Source organism: Bacillota bacterium (assembly GCA_040757205.1).
GTDB lineage: Bacteria > Bacillota > Desulfotomaculia > Desulfotomaculales > Desulforudaceae > Desulforudis.
Window position 1 is genome coordinate 191,210 of the sequence record JBFLXL010000002.1, and the last position, 15,828, is coordinate 207,037.

Annotated in this window: 13 protein-coding genes; 12 read left to right on the forward strand and 1 reads right to left on the reverse strand. The window is 63.8% G+C overall.

The window, feature by feature from the left end:
• Positions 1–56: 56 nt before the first annotated feature.
• Both AB1402_02485 and holA read left to right on the forward strand, forming a co-directional pair.
• On the forward strand, positions 57–2,513 hold the full coding sequence (locus AB1402_02485; protein ID MEW6540469.1) for a DNA internalization-related competence protein ComEC/Rec2: 2,457 nt from the start codon (positions 57–59) through the stop codon (positions 2,511–2,513).
• A 31-nt stretch (positions 2,514–2,544) separates the two neighbouring features.
• Entirely contained in the window at positions 2,545–3,552 is a 1,008-nt protein-coding gene (gene holA / locus AB1402_02490) for a DNA polymerase III subunit delta (protein MEW6540470.1), read from the forward strand.
• A 104-nt stretch (positions 3,553–3,656) separates the two neighbouring features.
• On the opposite strand, the gene rpsT is transcribed toward holA, so the two are convergent.
• Positions 3,657–3,923, reverse strand: a complete 267-nt coding sequence (gene rpsT, locus AB1402_02495; protein MEW6540471.1) for a 30S ribosomal protein S20 — start codon at positions 3,921–3,923, stop codon at positions 3,657–3,659.
• Between the two features lie 135 nt (positions 3,924–4,058).
• On the opposite strand from rpsT, the gene AB1402_02500 reads away from it, so the two are divergent.
• The 10 genes from AB1402_02500 (at position 4,059) to dnaJ (ending at position 15,758) form a co-directional block, all read left to right on the forward strand.
• Positions 4,059–4,418, forward strand: a complete 360-nt coding sequence (locus AB1402_02500; GenBank protein ID MEW6540472.1) for a phage holin family protein — start codon at positions 4,059–4,061, stop codon at positions 4,416–4,418.
• 54 nt (positions 4,419–4,472) lie between these two features.
• Positions 4,473–5,456 (forward strand): stage II sporulation protein P, encoded by a 984-nt coding sequence (locus AB1402_02505; protein ID MEW6540473.1) that lies wholly within the window; start codon positions 4,473–4,475, stop codon positions 5,454–5,456.
• A 289-nt stretch (positions 5,457–5,745) separates the two neighbouring features.
• Positions 5,746–6,000: a hypothetical protein gene (locus AB1402_02510; protein ID MEW6540474.1), complete on the forward strand. Its 255-nt coding sequence runs from the start codon at positions 5,746–5,748 to the stop codon at positions 5,998–6,000.
• 106 nt (positions 6,001–6,106) lie between these two features.
• A complete protein-coding gene (locus AB1402_02515) occupies positions 6,107–7,285 on the forward strand; it encodes a glycosyltransferase (protein MEW6540475.1) in 1,179 nt (392 codons plus the stop codon).
• A gap of 73 nt (positions 7,286–7,358) precedes the next feature.
• The gene (gene lepA / locus AB1402_02520; protein ID MEW6540476.1) at positions 7,359–9,167 is read left to right on the forward strand and encodes a translation elongation factor 4; all 1,809 of its coding nucleotides are present in this window, start codon (positions 7,359–7,361) and stop codon (positions 9,165–9,167) included.
• A 96-nt stretch (positions 9,168–9,263) separates the two neighbouring features.
• Positions 9,264–10,298 carry a heat-inducible transcriptional repressor HrcA gene (gene hrcA / locus AB1402_02525; GenBank protein ID MEW6540477.1) on the forward strand — a complete coding sequence of 345 codons (1,035 nt, stop codon included), beginning with the start codon at positions 9,264–9,266 and terminating at the stop codon, positions 10,296–10,298.
• A 206-nt stretch (positions 10,299–10,504) separates the two neighbouring features.
• Positions 10,505–12,076 (forward strand): TCP-1/cpn60 chaperonin family protein, encoded by a 1,572-nt coding sequence (locus AB1402_02530; protein ID MEW6540478.1) that lies wholly within the window; start codon positions 10,505–10,507, stop codon positions 12,074–12,076.
• Positions 12,069–12,668 (forward strand): nucleotide exchange factor GrpE, encoded by a 600-nt coding sequence (grpE, locus tag AB1402_02535; protein MEW6540479.1) that lies wholly within the window; start codon positions 12,069–12,071, stop codon positions 12,666–12,668. Before AB1402_02530 ends, grpE begins: the two co-directional genes overlap by 8 nt.
• Positions 12,661–14,484, forward strand: coding sequence for a molecular chaperone DnaK (dnaK, locus tag AB1402_02540; GenBank protein MEW6540480.1), 1,824 nt, complete (start codon positions 12,661–12,663; stop codon positions 14,482–14,484). Before grpE ends, dnaK begins: the two co-directional genes overlap by 8 nt.
• 149 nt (positions 14,485–14,633) lie before the next feature.
• Positions 14,634–15,758, forward strand: coding sequence for a molecular chaperone DnaJ (gene dnaJ, locus AB1402_02545; protein ID MEW6540481.1), 1,125 nt, complete (start codon positions 14,634–14,636; stop codon positions 15,756–15,758).
• Positions 15,759–15,828: the final 70 nt, after the last annotated feature.

Consider the following 15,828-nt stretch of genomic DNA (forward strand, 5'->3'; position numbering starts at 1 on the left):
CGAAAATAGGGGCCTGGCCCCTTTTTGGGTGTCCCTTTTTGGTGGGGGGAGAGCGGATGAATAGGCCCTTGGTAATGATGGCGGTACTGTACGGATTTGGCGTATTCCTGGCCGGGCATTTCCATCTGTACGGCGACCATCTTTTTTTATCGGTGGGGGCCGCTTTGACAGTGGCGTCCATCGCTTACTTCGCCGTCAAAAAGGCGGCGCCGGTGTTGATCCTGGCGCTGTTTGCCGTTCTTGGCGCGGCGGTGACCGGGTTGACCGTCGATCGGACCGCTTCTCCGTTGGCGGCGTGGGACAACTCCGCCGTGGTTCTGGAAGGGGCGGTGGTGAGGGACGCCGATGTCCGCCCGGACCGGGTGATTTACCTCCTCGCGGTGCACGAGGTCCGAAAGGGCAACGAGGTGATGCGTCCGGGCGGGCGCGTGGTCGTCAGCCACCGCGAACCGGACGCGGTCTACGGTTACGGCGATCTGTTGCGGACCCGGGGCGTGCTCCGGATTCCGGTGAGTCCCGGCAATCCCGGGGAGTTCGACTACCGGGCCTACCTGGAGCGCCAGGGTGTGGCCTTCAAGATGAACGTGCTCGGCACGGGCGCGATCGAGCGGATCGGTGTGGACCGGGGGAACTACGTGGTGTACCTGGCCCTGACCGCCAAGGAGAGACTGTCGGCGGGGCTGGAACGGGCGCTGGAACCCGGTGCCGCCGCCCTCGTCCGGGGTATTACGATGGGTGTGCGGGGTGAGATCGCGCCCGAGATGAACGAGGCCTTCACCGTCACGGGTGTGGTGCACATCCTCAGTGTCAGCGGACTGCACGTTGGTTTTCTGGTGGGATTGGTGCTCGTATTCACCCGCCTCGGGCGCCTGGACCCGAGGTGGACCCTGATTATGGTGGTGGCGGTGCTGGCCTTCTACGCGGTGATGGTGGGGTTCAAACCGCCTGTTATCCGGGCTTCGGTCATGGCGCTGTTGCTGCTCGCCGCCCACCAGATGGGACGCCTGCGGGACTGGCCCACCGCCCTGGCGCTGGCCGCGCTGGTGATCCTCCTCGGGAACCCCTTGAGCCTTTACGACCCCGGTTTTCAGCTTTCCTTCACCGCCACCTGGGGGATCCTGTACCTGGGACCCTTGATCGTCCGCGGTCTCGACCAGCTGGCGGCGGCCCGGCGCCTTTCCTGGTGGAAACCGGCCGCCGGTTGGTTCCTGGCCGTGCCGCTGGCCGCCCAACTGGGCGTCTTCCCTCTGATCGCGTATTACTACAATCTGATTTCCCCGGTATCGTTGCCGGCCAACCTGGTGACGGTACCACTGGTCGGGCTGATCTTTGTGCTCGGTTTCATCAGCGCCCTGCTCGGCGCCTTCCTGCCGGCCGCCGCCTGGCTAACCGGACCGGCCACCGGGGCCCTGGTCGATCTTTTCCTGGCCCTGGTCAAGTTCTTTGCGGGTGTCAAAGGGGCCTATTATTACGTGCCCACGCCTCCTTTGCTGCTGGTCGGCTTCTGGTACCTGGCCTGCTGGGGGCTGGGCGCTTTTACCGGAGCCACCCCCTGGCGGGAAAGATGGCCGGGCGCGGCGGCGCTGGTGGGCGGGTCGAGGCGGCGTACTTTGGGAATGCTGGGGGTAGGCCTTTCCCTTGTTTTTGCTTTCCTGATCTGGCCCACCCAACCCTCCGGCCGGGACCACCTTGAGGTGCACTTCCTGGACGTGGGGCAGGGCGACTGCACGCTGATTCGGACCGGTACCGGTGCGACCGTCCTGGTCGACGCCGGCGGCTGGCGGGGGGAGGTGGCCGGTGAACCCGGAGCCGGGGAGAAAGTGGTGGTGCCCTACCTCCGGCGGATCGGAGTGTATGAGATTAATATCCTGGTGATCACCCACCCCCACGACGATCACGCCGGCGGGGTCCGGGCGGTTGCCGACAAGCTCAAAGTGCGCAACGTCGTGGTGGCTCCCGACGGTGGGCGCGAGGAACTCAATCCGGCTTATCCGAAGTTGATCGAGGAGTTAAAACAGGCCGACATTCCGGTGTTCCAGGTCTGGGCCGGGGATTGCCTGCGGGTGGACCAGCGGACTATTCTGAAGGTGCTTGCGCCCGTCTTTCCCCTGCTTTCCGGCACCCGGAGCGATTTAAACAATAACTCGGTGGTCTTGAGGCTGGACCACGGGGCCAGGAGTTTTCTATTCGCCGGTGACGTGGAGCAGGAGGGTCAGGCGCGCCTGACCCTGGGGCAGGAGGTCCGGGCGGACGTGCTGAAAGTGCCGCACCACGGCAGCGGCGCCTTCACACCGGATTTCTTTCGGGCCGTCCGGCCGTCCGTGGCGGTGATCACGGTCGGCCGGGCGAATCCGTTCGGCCACCCCCATCCCCGCACCCTTGAAGCACTTCAGGATTTGGGTGCCGAGGTTTACCGCACCGATCTGGACGGCGCGGTGATCGTCAGGACGGACGGACATTCCCTGGAGATTGAGACCGGCCGGGAGCGGAAAGACTTGAGGCCCGCCGCTTAGCGGGCGGTCGAGGAGAAGTTGGGAAGGTAAGATGGAGTACTACCTGGAGTTTGTGCGGGAAGTGGAAGAGGGGCGGATTCCCCCGGTCTATCTGTTTTACGGGGACGAGGTGTTTTTGCACCGCCAGGCGATCGCGCGGCTGAAGTCGGCCCTGCTCACGGGCGGAGCCGAGGCCTTCAACCTTTCCGAAATCGACGGAGAGGAGGCGGGGCCGGAGGAAGTGGTGCGGGCCGCCCGCTTGGTGCCGGTGCTGGCGGTCTTCCGGCTGGTGGTGGTGCGCAACGCACCCTACTTCGACCAGAAACCCGGGCTGGGGAGCGAGTTGCTGGAGGCCTACCTCGACGCCCCCTCGTCCTCGACATGTCTCGTGCTGCAAAAAGCCGGTCCGGTGGACCGGCGGAAGAAGCTTTACCAATTGGTCACCCGCCGCGGCCGGGCCGTAGATTTCACGCCGCTCTCCCCCGGGGACGCGGCCCGCTGGGTGAGCCGGGAAGCGAAGAAATCGGGAATTGTCTTCACCCGGGAAGCCATGGACCGGTTTCTCTCTTCGGTTCCGGGGGGGCTGCAGGGTGTGGCCGTGGAGCTGGAAAAGGTGCTGACCTACGTGGGCGGAAGGGACCGGGTGACCGTTGAGGACGTTGCGGTTCTGGTACCCCTGCGGCGCGAGGAGACCATCTTTCAGGTGGTCGACGCGGTCGGCGAGGGGCGTTTTGAGGACGCCATCGAGGGGATTCAGGCCTTGACCGCCGCCGGTGAGTCACCCCTCGGCATCCTGGCCATGCTCGCCCGCCAGTTTCGCCTGTTGCTCTGCGCGCCCGACCTGGCCGCGTCCGGGCTCACGGTGCCCGACATCGCCGCCCGCCTGCAGACCAAACCTTTTGTGATTAACAAAGCGCTGGTCCAGTCCCGAAATTATCGCCCCCGTCAGCTGGCCGCGGCGTGCGCGGCTCTTCTGGAAATCGATGCCGACGTCAAGACCGGCCGCCGGGACTTCCTCCCGGCCCTTTCGAACTTCTTCCTCCTGGACTATCGCCAATAAACGGGCCCCGGCCGCAGTACCGGGGCTTCTAGCGCTGAACAAACCGAAACGGCGGTTCCACATTGGGGAGAAACGGCGGTCTCACATTGGGGAAAACGGCGGCCTTAGCCGGTGGTGCTGTTAAACTTCTTGGTCAGGCGCGACTTCCGGCGCGCGGCGGTATTCTTGTGCAGGATGCCTTTGGATACCCCTTTATCAATGGAGACAAGCGCCTTCTGCAGCTTCTCGCGGACCTGTTCCCGTTCATCCCCCTGCACCGCTTCTTCGAAACGCCTGATCGCCGTCTTCAGGGCGGACTTGGCCCTCTTGTTCTGCTCGGTGCGCTTGCGGGTGGTCTCAATTCGTTTCTTGGCTGAACGGCTGTGCGCCACTGTCTCACCTCCCAACGTGCAGTGTACCACGCAAGTTTTCAAAATGCAAGCCAAACATTGGCCTTTTTGCGGTGTATAGCCAATCCGGTTTTCGCTAAAGCTATAGAGAGTTTTCCAGGAAGGGGGTGTTAAAACATGGCTGAAAACAAGGTTCGTTCCCAGTGGATCGGGCTGATCGTCCGTTTCGTGGTTTCGGCAATCGTTCTTCTCCTGTTGAGTTGGCTGGTTCCCGGCTTCGTTGTCGCCGGCGGTTTCTTTGGAGCGCTGATTGCCGCCGCGGTCATCGCCATTCTCGGCTGGCTGGCTGAAACGGTGCTGGGCGACCGGATTTCGCCCCAGAGCCGGGGCCTGGTCGGCTTCGTCGTGGCGGCCGTGGTGATCTACCTGGCCCAGTTCATCATCCCGGGCCTTTTGACGGTGAACATCATCGGCGCCCTGATCGCGGCCTTCGTCATCGGCATTATTGACGCTTTTGTGCCTACAGTCCTGCGCTAGAACACATAATCCCCCCTTTTGCGGCGTACACATCCGGAGAGGGGGGATTAGGTCTTGCGCCGGACAGTCAGTGTACTCCTTTTCGGTCTTCTGCTGGTTTGGATCTGGGTGTTCCCCGGAGCAATGAACCTGGCCGGGGCCGGGACCGGGGCCTTCCTGGAATGGAGCACCCGTGAACCGCAAAAGGTCGTGAACACGGTTCTGCCGGGCTGGATGGGCGTTTCCCCGGTTGATCCGGGCGGAATGGCCGCCGGGGTCTTGGAGCGGGTGGCCCGGGCCGACCTGAGGGATCCCGGGCGGATGATCGCCCGCCAGATGTCGTTGCCCGCCGGGACCCGCACTCCTGGGCCTGTTTCCACGGTGGTGTCCTTGCCTCCGGTGGAGGTTTCCAAGGGGGCGAGAGGCGTTTCCGGGCGGGCCGGGGCGGTGACGGTGGGAATCTACCACACGCACACCGGCGAAACCTACGAATTAACCGACGGGGTGGAACGGTTCGACGAGAAGCCCGGGGCCGTGGTGGAAGTCGGGAGGGCGCTGAAGAGGGCGCTCCAGGAAAGGCACGGCCTCGGGGTGGCCCATTCGGAGACGAGGCACGACGTGCCCTACAGCCGTTCCTACCTTGAATCGGAAGAGACCGCGCGCCGGATGGTCGAGGAGCACCCCGGGCTCAAGATGCTGATCGACCTGCACCGGGACAGCCTCAAAGACCGGGCGCATTCGGTGACCGAGATCGGAGGCCAGGAGGTGGCCACGATCCTCCTGGTCGTCGGTTCGGACGCGCGCCGGCCGTTTCCCGATTGGGAAAAGAACTACGAACTCGCCCGGGCCGTCGCCGCCAAGTCCCAGGAGCTGTACCCGGGCCTTTGCGTGGGGGTGAGAGTCAAGGAGGGGCGATATAACCAGTTTCTCCATCCGGGAGCGCTGCTCGTGGAGGTCGGCAGTGTGGCGAACTACACGGAAGAAGCCCTGCGCACCGCCGAAGTCCTGGCCGACATCCTGGCGGCGGTCCTGGCGGATATCCCGGAAGACCAGGAGTAGCCGCACCAACGTGGTTGGAGCGGCACAGAGTCCGGACACGGCAGACAAATGAAACGGCAGGCGTCCGCGGCACGGGCGCTTTTTCCTTGCCCGTGGGAAAGCCGCCCGCGAATGGCGGCTTCATCGGTGCGGACACAGTGGCCGAAGATGATGCCCCGGTTGAGCACACCGCTCGCCAGGAGGCCAGTCGGCGGGTAGACTGCAGCGGCGCCGGCGTTTGGCGGGGTGTACGCCCGGTCTAGCCTCATACGGTGGTGGGCATAATAGGAGTTGGCAAGGAGGTGAGTCGATGGGCGCCGCAAGAGCCCGGATGGTTCTGGTGCTGGTGTTGTCCGTGTCCCTGCTGGCCTGGGGCACCAGTACCTGCCTTTACCACCTGAACCACTTTCTCGCCCCGCCCCGGCCGATCCGGGCGGTCGAGTTCCACCGCCTGGATGACGAGCGCCTTGTCTGCACGCTGTTGGGGGTAAACCTCGTGCTTGAGGTGCCGCACCGTCATTCCTGGTGGGTACCGGGCGCACCGCCGCCCGGGCCGCAGTATTGATGCCGGCAACGCCATACTTGCGTTCGAGGAGGCAGGAACTTAAGCATAAGGCGGCAAATATTGTTTTTGGCAGCTGAATTTTTATTGATAGGAAAGCGGCGGCAGGATGAAGGTTGTTATCGGATCGGAATCATTTTATCCGAACATTTCCGGCGTGGCCGTCACCACGATGAATCTTGCCTCCCACCTGGCAGGCAGAGGGTACGAAGTGACGATTATTGCTCCTTCTCCCGGCCGCCGGAGCTACCGGGAACAGTTGGCGGAGGGCTTGGCGGTCGAGCGGATCAGTTCCTTCCCCAATCCCTTTCGTAAGGGCTTCCGGGTCACCTTTTTCCCGCGTGCCCTGGTGGGGCAAATCCTGGATCGGTGTTCTCCGGATGTCATTCACCTTCAGGATCCCACGTCCATCGGGTGCGCCTTGTTGAGCGAAGCCGAAAAAAGAGGCATTCCCGTGGTGATCAGCCATCATTTCACGATTGATTACGTTTTGGCCTACCTTCGGTTTCTGAAACCGTTCCATGGTCCCCTGCGCCGGTGGCTAACGAGAAGAACGAACAGGTTCTACAATTCCTGCCGGTACGTAATCACTCCCAGTAAGACGGTGAAAAACCAGTTGGAATCGGCGGGATTGAAAACCCGGATCAAGGTCGTTTCAAACGGCGTGGACCTCAACCGCTTCTTTGCGTACGAACCGCCGTCCGGCATACGGGCGGCGCTCCATCTGCCCAACCATCCGATAGTGCTCTACGTGGGGCGGATAGACCCGGAGAAAAGCCTGGACACGCTGATTAGGGCCGTACCCATCGTGCTGGCCCGGCACAGAGCCCACTTTGTGCTCTGTGGGGGCGGTAATCTCTTGGAAGCGCTCAGGAAGCGGCTTAGACAGGAAAGGCTCACCGACAGCGTCACTCTGCTGGGGCCTTTGGACCACGACAGTGAACTCCTGCCCCGGATATACCAGTTGGCGGCCTGTTTCGTAATCCCGTCCGGGATGGAAACCCAGAGTATCGTCACCCTGGAGGCGATGGCTTCCGGACTGCCGGTTGTCGCCGCGCGGGCCGCGGCCCTGCCGGAGCTGGTCGCCGATGGTGACAACGGGCTTCTGTTCCGTTTCGGAGACGAACAGGATCTGGCGGCCAAGATCAATCTGCTCCTGGAGGACGAGGAGATGCGGCGGCTGATGGGCCGGCGCAGCCTGGAAAATGTGGTGCGGCACGAACTGCAGCAAAATCTGGCCCGGATCGAGGTTGTCTATGATGAACTGGTGGAAAAAGTATCGGGGTAAACCGGCGCAGGTGATACATCTGTTTGGCCGTTTTGGCTGTTATAATATTCAGTAGTGACTGGAGCATCAACACATGCTGGTGGAACGCGACCGGATCCGCAATTTCTGTATCATTGCCCATATCGACCACGGCAAATCGACTTTGGCCGACCGGCTGCTGGAGCACACCGGGGCGCTCGTGGGGCGCCGGATGCAGGAGCAGGTGCTGGACCAGATGGACCTAGAGCGGGAGCGCGGCATCACCATCAAACTGCAGGCGGTCCGCCTGGCCTACCGGGCCCGCGACGGCCGGGATTACCAGTTGAACCTGATCGACACTCCCGGACACGTTGATTTTTCCTACGAGGTCTCCCGGAGCCTGGCGGCCTGCGAGGGGGCTCTGCTGGTCGTCGACGCCGGCCAGGGCATCGAGGCCCAGACCTTGGCCAATGTCAACCTGGCTCTGGACCACCACCTGACCATCATCCCGGTCATCAACAAGATCGACCTGGCGAGCGCCGAACCCGACCGGGTGCGGCGGGAACTGGAGGACGTCATCGGCCTGGACGGCGCGGACGCCGTCCTGGCTTCGGCGAAGCGCGGGGACGGGGTGGAGGAGATCCTGGAACGGATCGTCCGGGACGTCCCCCCGCCCGGCGGTGATCCCGCGGCCCCTTTGCGGGCCCTGATTTTCGATTCCCACTACGACCCGTACCGGGGGGTCATCGCTTACTTCCGGCTGATGGACGGCCGGCTTTCCCCCGGCGAGCCGGTCCGGATGATGGCCACCGGCCGGGAGTTCGAGGTCAGCGAATTGGGGGTATTCACCCCGGCGCCGGTCGCGGTGGATGAACTGCGCGCCGGCGAGGTGGGCTTCATGGCCGCGGGGATCAAGAACGTCAAGGACTGCCGGGTGGGCGACACGGTCACCGCCGCCCGCCGCCCGGCCGCCACGCCGTTGCCCGGCTACCGGAAGGCGAAGCCGATGGTGTACTGCGGCCTGTTTCCGGTGGAAGGGGCCGAGTTTGAAAAGGTACGGGACGCTTTGGACCGGCTTTCCCTGAACGACGCCTCCCTGGTCTATGAGCCGGAGACCTCGACGGCGCTCGGTTTCGGCTTCCGGTGCGGTTTCTTGGGTCTTTTGCACATGGAGATCATCCAGGAGCGGCTGGAACGGGAGTACGGGCTGGACCTGATCACCACCGCGCCCAGCGTGGTGTACCGGGTGACCCGGTCGAACGGCGCCGTCCTGGAAATCCGGAACCCGTCCGAGATGCCCCCGGCTCACGAGATCGAAAAGATGGAGGAGCCCTTCGTGCTCACCGCGCTCCTCTTGCCCCAGGACTACATCGGGCCGGTGATGGAGCTCTGCCGGGACCGCCGGGGCACCTTCCGGAACATGGAGTACATCAGCACCCGCCGGGTGCTGATCACCTACGAGATGCCGCTCGCCGAGATCATCTACGACTTCTTTGACCGCTTAAAATCCGCAACCCGCGGCTACGCGTCCATGGACTACGACCTCCTCGGCTACCAGGAGTCCGACCTGGTGCGCGTGGACATCCTGGTGACCGGGGAACGGCTGGACGCCCTTTCGATCATCGTCCACCGGGACCGGGCCTACCACCGGTCCAAGATCATCGTGGAACGGCTGCGGGATCTGATTCCGCGGCAGATGTTCGAGATCGTGATCCAGGCGGCCATCGGGCAGCGGGTGATCGCGCGGGAAAGTATCCGCGCCCTGCGCAAAGCGGTGCTGGAGAAGTGCTACGGCGGCGACGTCACCCGCAAGCGCAAGCTCCTGGAGAAACAAAAAGAAGGCAAGAAGCGGATGAAACAGGTGGGCCACGTCCAGATTCCCCAGGAGGCCTTCATGTCGGTCTTGAGCATCGGGCAGAAATGACCCGGCCCGAGGCTTGACAGATACAGGGAAGGGTGCTATCTTATTGCCTGGGATTAGCACTCATTCCAGGAGAGTGCTAACAAGGGGGGCGGAACCGTGGGCATCGACGAACGCAAGAAAGAAATCCTCCGGGCGATAGTCCTCGACTACATCGCCACCGCGGAACCGGTCGGTTCCCGGACCATCGCCCGCAAGTACGGGTTGGGCATCAGCCCGGCCACCATCCGTAACGAAATGGCCGACCTGGAGGAGATGGGCTATCTCGAACAGCCGCACACGTCCGCGGGGCGGATTCCGTCACAGCGGGGCTACCGGTATTACGTCGACCGGCTCATGGAACCCGAGACCCCGGCGGAAGAGGAAAAGCTGATCATCAGGGCCAACTACCAGGCCAAAGCCAAGAGCATCTCCGAAGTCATCGAACGAACCGGGCAACTGGTGAGCCAGCTGACCAGCTACGCTGCTCTCGTGTCAACGCCCCGGATGATCGGTAGTGCCGTGCGGCACGTGCAGTTGGTCGCCATGGGGGAGGGCAAGGCCATGGTGCTCGTGGTCACCGAGCCCGAGCGCGTGCAGACGCGGGTGATCGACGTGCCGGAAAACATCACGGGCGAGGACCTGGAGACCATTTCCCGGGTCTTAAACGCGAAGATCAGGGGCCACAGCTTAAACGACATCCGGATCACCATCCTGCGCGAGATCTACTTTGAGTTGTTGCGCCACAAGGCCATGGTCGAATACATCATGGAACTCATCGGGGACAGTGAGGAAAGCACGGAAGAACGGGTGTATCTGGGCGGGGTCTTGAACATCCTGAACCAGCCCGAATTCCGGAACGTGGAGAAAATGAAGACGCTTCTTAGCCTTCTGGACCAGGAGGGACTCCTGTCGTCCCTGTTGGCTGAACAGGCCGAACAGGAGGAGGGAATCACCGTCCTCATCGGCGATGAGTTCAAGTGCGACCTCATCCAGGGCTGCAGCCTGGTCAGCGCCCGCTACGGAGTCGGCGGGCGCGCCGTGGGCGCTCTGGCGGTGCTGGGGCCGAGCCGCATGGACTACGCCCGGGTGACCGGCCTGGTGGAATACCTGACCCGAAACCTTTCCCGGGTTTTGGAGAAACTGTACAGGTAGAAGAATTCAGAATTCAGAATTCAGGAGTCAGGAGTGAGAATCCAGAATGGGGAAACCAACGGGAAGAACCCGAATCAATTCCGGACTTAAGTCCGATGCGCTGAGATGCCGGTGATTGTGTCTTTTGGTTCTTAATCTTCTGAATTCTGGATTCTGAATTCTATATTCTGTCCCATCAGAATTCTGTCCCTCCGGGAGGTGTTTTCTTGAGCCTCAAAAAGCAGGCCGTGCAGGGTTCCGAGGTGAACGAGCGCCTGGCGGCCCTGGTAACGAACGCGAACGCCATCCGGGCCGTCAGCTCGGCTGTGGAGGGTACGTTGGGCCCCAAGGGCCTGGACACGATGCTGGTCGACAAATTCGGCGAGGTGGTGATCACGAACGACGGGGTGACCATCTTAGGCCGCATGGAGGCCAACCACCCGGCGGCCCGGATGCTGATCAACGCGGCGCGGGCGCAGGAGGAAGAGGTGGGCGACGGAACCACCACGGCCACCGTGATGGCCGGCCGGATGGTGGCCACCGGGGTCGAGCTGGTCGCGCGGGGTGTCCCGGTGGCCCGGGTGATCGAGGGGTTGCGCCTGGGCCTGCGGCGGGCGCTCGAGGTGGTGCGGGCCGAGGCCCGGCCGCTGGCGGACCTGAACGACCCGCGTGTCCGCCAGGTGGCGCTGGTGGCCGGCCGGGAGCATGCAGACATTGCCGATCTGATCGTGGGGGCGGCTGCGTTGGTCGGGGCGGAAAAGCTCCAAGAGCCCAATTTCAAGCTGGCCGACACGGTGACGGCGGTGGAGGGCGCGGACAACGAGGTTTTTATGGGGGCGCTCATCAGCAAGGAACCGCTCAATCGCCAGATGCCGGCCGTTTTGTCCGGGGGGGTGCGGGTACTAGTCCTGGACGACGCCCTGGAGCCCGAAGAGATCGGGGACGAGGCCCTGGCCACCGAGGCCGGGTTTGCCCGCTATCTGCAACTGCAGGATGATTTCCGGGTCAATGTGAAAAAGCTGGTCGACCTGGGAGTCGGTTTGGTTTTGGTGGACCGGGGGGTGGCGAGCGCGGCCGAGGAGATCCTGACCGACGCCGGGGTGATGGTGGTGCCGCGGGTGCTGAACAAGGAACTCCGCCGGGCGGCCGAGCACACCGGCGCCCGGATGATCAAGCGGACCGGTCTCAAAAAGAGCGTTTCCGACCTGGAGGCGGCGCTCGGCCGGGCCCGGGCGGTGATCCACGACGAGAAACTGGAACGAGTGCGGATCCAGGACGGGGCGGGCAAACCGACGGCCACCGTCCTGGTGGGCGCGGCGACCGAAGAGGTGGTCGATGAACGGGAGCGGATCGCCAAGGACGCTGCCGGCGCGGTGCAGTCGGCGGTCCGCGGCGGAGTGGTGCCCGGGGGAGGCTCCCTGGAGCTGTGGGCGGCCCGGGAGGTTGACGCGGTGCGCGCCGGGGTGAAGGGGATGGCGGTGTACGGGGTGGAATGCGTGGTGGAAGCGCTCCGGCGGCCGCTGGCCCAGATTGTGGCCAACGCCGGTTTCAATCCCCTGGAGAAAGTGGGCGACGTAAACGCGGCCCAAGCGGCGTCGGGCAGGAACAGTTTGGGTATCGATTGCGACACCGGCGAGGTCGCGGACATGGAAGCGGTGGGCGTGCTGGACCCGGCGCCCGTGAAGATATACGCCTTGAGGGCGGCCGGCGAGGTCGCGGAGGCGATCCTGCGGATTGACACCATCATCATGAAGCGGGAGGAACACCTGGACGGCAGGGGGGATAAGAAAGATGAGTGATCGCAATAACAAAAACGGCCGGGACGACCGGAACGACCGGGTGGAAACCGGCACCGCCGCTCATGAGCTGCAGGTGAAACAACCCGGGACTCCGGAGGACGGGAACAAAGACTTGGAGGCGCGGCTGGCCGAGGAGGCTTCGATGGCCGCGGACTGCCGGGAGCGGCTGCTCCGGCTCCAGGCCGACTTTGAGAACTACCGGCGGCGGACCCGGCAGGAGCGTGAGGGGTGGTACCGGCAGGCGGCGGAAGAGGTTGTGTCCGCGATCCTGCCGGTTCTGGACAACTTCGAGCGGGCCCTGGAACACCCGGGTGACCGGCTGGAGGATTTCCTGGCCGGAGTGCGGATGATCTACCGTCAATTGGATGAAATCCTGGCCGAGCAGGGCCTGGAAAGGTTACCGGGGGCGGGGGAGGAATTCGACCCCCGGAAGCACGAAGCCGTGGACCACGTGGAAACCGCGGACGTCCCGGAGAACACGGTATTGGAGGAACTGCGCCCGGGATACTACTTCAAAGGCAAAGTTATGCGCCCGGCGATGGTCAAAGTGGCCAAACGGGCAGTTAACGGGGAGGTAACGAGCAATGAGTAAGATTATCGGCATCGACCTTGGAACCACAAACTCGTGCATGGCGGTGATGGAAGGCGGAGAGGCCGTCGTGATGCCCAACGCGGAGGGAGGGCGCACCACCCCGTCGGTGGTCGGGTTCTCCAAGACCGGGGAGCGGCTGGTCGGCCAGGTGGCCAAGCGCCAGGCGATCAGCAACCCGGAACGGACCGTGACCTCCATCAAGCGGTACATGGGTACGGAGCACAAGGTCCGCATCGACGGCAACGAATACTCGCCGCAGGAAATCTCGGCGATGATCCTGCAAAAGATGAAGACCGACGCCGAGGCTTACCTGGGAGGCAAGGTCGAGCGGGCGGTGATCACCGTGCCGGCTTATTTCAGCGACTCCCAGCGCCAGGCTACCAAGGACGCCGGCCGCATCGCCGGGCTGAAGGTGGAGCGCATCATCAACGAACCGACGGCGGCGGCGCTCGCCTACGGCCTCGACAAGGAAGAGGACCAGACCATCCTGGTGTTCGACCTGGGGGGCGGGACGTTCGACGTGTCGATCCTGGAACTGGGCGAAGGCGTGTTTGAGGTCAAGGCCACGAGCGGCAACAACCGTCTCGGCGGCGACGACTTCGACCAGCGGGTCGTCGACTGGATCACGGCCGAATTCAAAAAGGACAGCGGCATCGACCTGAGCCGGGACCGGATGGCCATGCAGCGCCTGCGGGAAGCCGCCGAGAAGGCCAAGGTGGAGCTTTCCTCCGTGGTGAACACCAACATCAACCTGCCGTTCATCACCGCCGACGCCGAGGGGCCCAAGCACCTGGACTTAAACCTTTCCCGGGCCAGGTTCGACGAGCTGACCGCCGATCTGATCGAGATGACCATGGGGCCCACCCGGCAGGCGATGCAGGACGCCGGCCTGGAGCCCAAACAGATCGACAAGATCCTGCTGGTCGGCGGCGCGACACGCATGCCGTCCGTGCAGGAAGCGGTGAAAAAGTTTTTCGGCAAGGAGCCGCACAAGGGCATCAACCCGGACGAGTGCGTGGCCATCGGCGCGGCCATCCAGGCCGGCGTGCTGACCGGGGAAGTCAAGGACGTGGTGCTCCTGGACGTGACCCCGCTCTCGCTGGGTATCGAGACCCTGGGCGGCGTGTTCACCAGAATCATCGAACGCAACACGACTATCCCGACCGCGAGGAGCCAGACCTTCACCACGGCGGCCGACAACCAGCCGTCGGTGGAGATCCACGTCCTCCAGGGCGAGCGCCAGATGGCCGCCGGCAACAAGACGCTCGGCCGGTTCAACCTGGTGGGGATTCCCCCGGCGCCCCGGGGCATCCCCCAGATCGAGGTCACCTTCGACATCGACGTGAACGGCATCGTCAGCGTATCGGCGAAGGACCTGGGCACCGGGAAATCTCAGAGCATCACCATCACCGGGTCCACCGGCTTGTCCAGCGCCGAGATCGACCGTCTGGTCAAGGAAGCGGAACAGTTCGCCGAGGACGACCGGAAGCGGCGGGAAGAGGTCGAGATCCGCAACAACGCCGACGCCCTGGTCTACCAGTCCGAGAAGACCCTCAAGGAACACCGCGACCAGGCCGACCCGGCTCAGGTTTCCGAGTTGGAGCAGGCCGTCGGGCGGCTGAAGCAGGCTCTCGAGGGTCAGGACACCGAGCGCATCAAGCGGGAGGCCGAAAACCTCACCGGGCCGCTGCACGCTTTCACCGCGGCCATGTACCAAAAGCAGGCGCAGCAGCAGGAGGCCGGTCCGGAGCCGGAAGCCGGAAAGGACAAAGAGGACAAGGACAAAACGGTGGACGCCGACTATGAAGTAAAGTAGAATGAAGCAGGGGAAAATCTCCTGCTGAATTCTGCCGTGGTGGGGTCAAGGAATGAGCAAGCCGCAGAGCCCAGCTCAGGGCAGAGCCCAACTCAGGGGTGGGTGGATAAACTCCAGACGCTGAATTTCTGCCGTGGTGAGGTCGGGGAATGAGCAAGCGAGACTACTACGAGGTACTGGGAGTGGCGCGGGACGCCTCCCAGGATGACATAAAGAAAGCCTACCGCAAACTGGCGCGTAAATACCATCCGGACGCGAACAAGGAAGACCCGCAGGCGGCCGACAAGTTCAAAGAAATCGCCGAGGCGGCGGCGGTACTGGGCGACCCCGAACGGCGCGCCCAGTACGACCGTTTCGGTCACGCCGGTCCCGAGGGGCAGGGCTTTAATTTTGAAGATATTTTTCGTGGCGGTTTCGGCGGTTTCGGCGGATTCGGGGACATTTTCGAGATGTTCTTCGGCGAACGCCAGCCGCGGTACGGTCCCCAGCGGGGGCAGGACCTGCGCTACGACCTGCGTTTGGCCTTCCGGGAAGCGGTTTTCGGCGCCGAGCGCGAGATCAGGATCCCCCGGACCGAGGCTTGCGAGCGCTGCGACGGTTCCGGGGCCGCGCCGGGCACGCACCCCCGGACCTGCCCGCTGTGCCGGGGGCAGGGCCAGGTCAGTGTGAGCCAGCAGACGCCGTTCGGGCGTTTCGTGCAGACCCGCCCCTGTGAACGTTGCCGCGGGGCGGGGCGGATCGTCGAGACGCCCTGCCCGGAATGCCGCGGCGCCGGACAGGTGCGGCAAATGCGCTCTCTGAAGGTGAAAGTGCCGGCCGGGGTGGACGGTGATTTCCGCCTGCGCCTGGTCGGGGAGGGCGAGGCCGGGGCACGGGGCGGCCCGCCCGGGGACCTTTACGTGTACATCCACGTGGACGCCGACGAGTTCTTTGAGCGTGAGGGCCACCAGATTCACTGCGAGCTGCCGGTATCCTTCGTGCAGGCCGCCCTGGGCGACGAGGTGGAGGTGCCCACCCTGGACGGCCCGACCACGATCCGCATTCCGGAAGGGACGCAGACCGGCACCGTTTTCCGGCTTCGCGGCCGCGGTGTCCCCCACCTGAACGGGGGCGGCCGGGGGGACCAGATGGTCCGGGTGCGGGTGATCACGCCGACCAGGCTCAACGACAAGCAAAAGGACATCTTGCGGGAGTTCGGCCGGGATGCGGGCAGCAAACTGCACGCTGAAGAAAAGGGCTTCTTTAAGAAGATCAAAGACGCCTTCATGGGCTAATGGGTCACAGGCCCCTTTTTCTGGGTCCTTGGTTGCCTAGTTCTGGCTCCTGAATTCTGAATACTGGCTC

Bases quoted from the DNA above. Each gene is read 5' to 3' on its own strand.
- holA (MEW6540470.1), top strand. From the start codon at position 2,545: ATGGAGTACTACCTGGAGTTTGTGCGGGAAGTGGAAGAGGGGCGGATT.
- lepA (MEW6540476.1), top strand. From the start codon at position 7,359: ATGCTGGTGGAACGCGACCGGATCCGCAATTTCTGTATCATTGCCCAT.
- dnaJ (MEW6540481.1), top strand. From the start codon at position 14,634: ATGAGCAAGCGAGACTACTACGAGGTACTGGGAGTGGCGCGGGACGCC.
- AB1402_02500 (MEW6540472.1), top strand. From the start codon at position 4,059: ATGGCTGAAAACAAGGTTCGTTCCCAGTGGATCGGGCTGATCGTCCGT.
- AB1402_02515 (MEW6540475.1), top strand. From the start codon at position 6,107: ATGAAGGTTGTTATCGGATCGGAATCATTTTATCCGAACATTTCCGGC.
- AB1402_02485 (MEW6540469.1), top strand. From the start codon at position 57: ATGAATAGGCCCTTGGTAATGATGGCGGTACTGTACGGATTTGGCGTA.
- dnaK (MEW6540480.1), top strand. From the start codon at position 12,661: ATGAGTAAGATTATCGGCATCGACCTTGGAACCACAAACTCGTGCATG.
- AB1402_02510 (MEW6540474.1), top strand. From the start codon at position 5,746: ATGGGCGCCGCAAGAGCCCGGATGGTTCTGGTGCTGGTGTTGTCCGTG.
- grpE (MEW6540479.1), top strand. From the start codon at position 12,069: ATGAGTGATCGCAATAACAAAAACGGCCGGGACGACCGGAACGACCGG.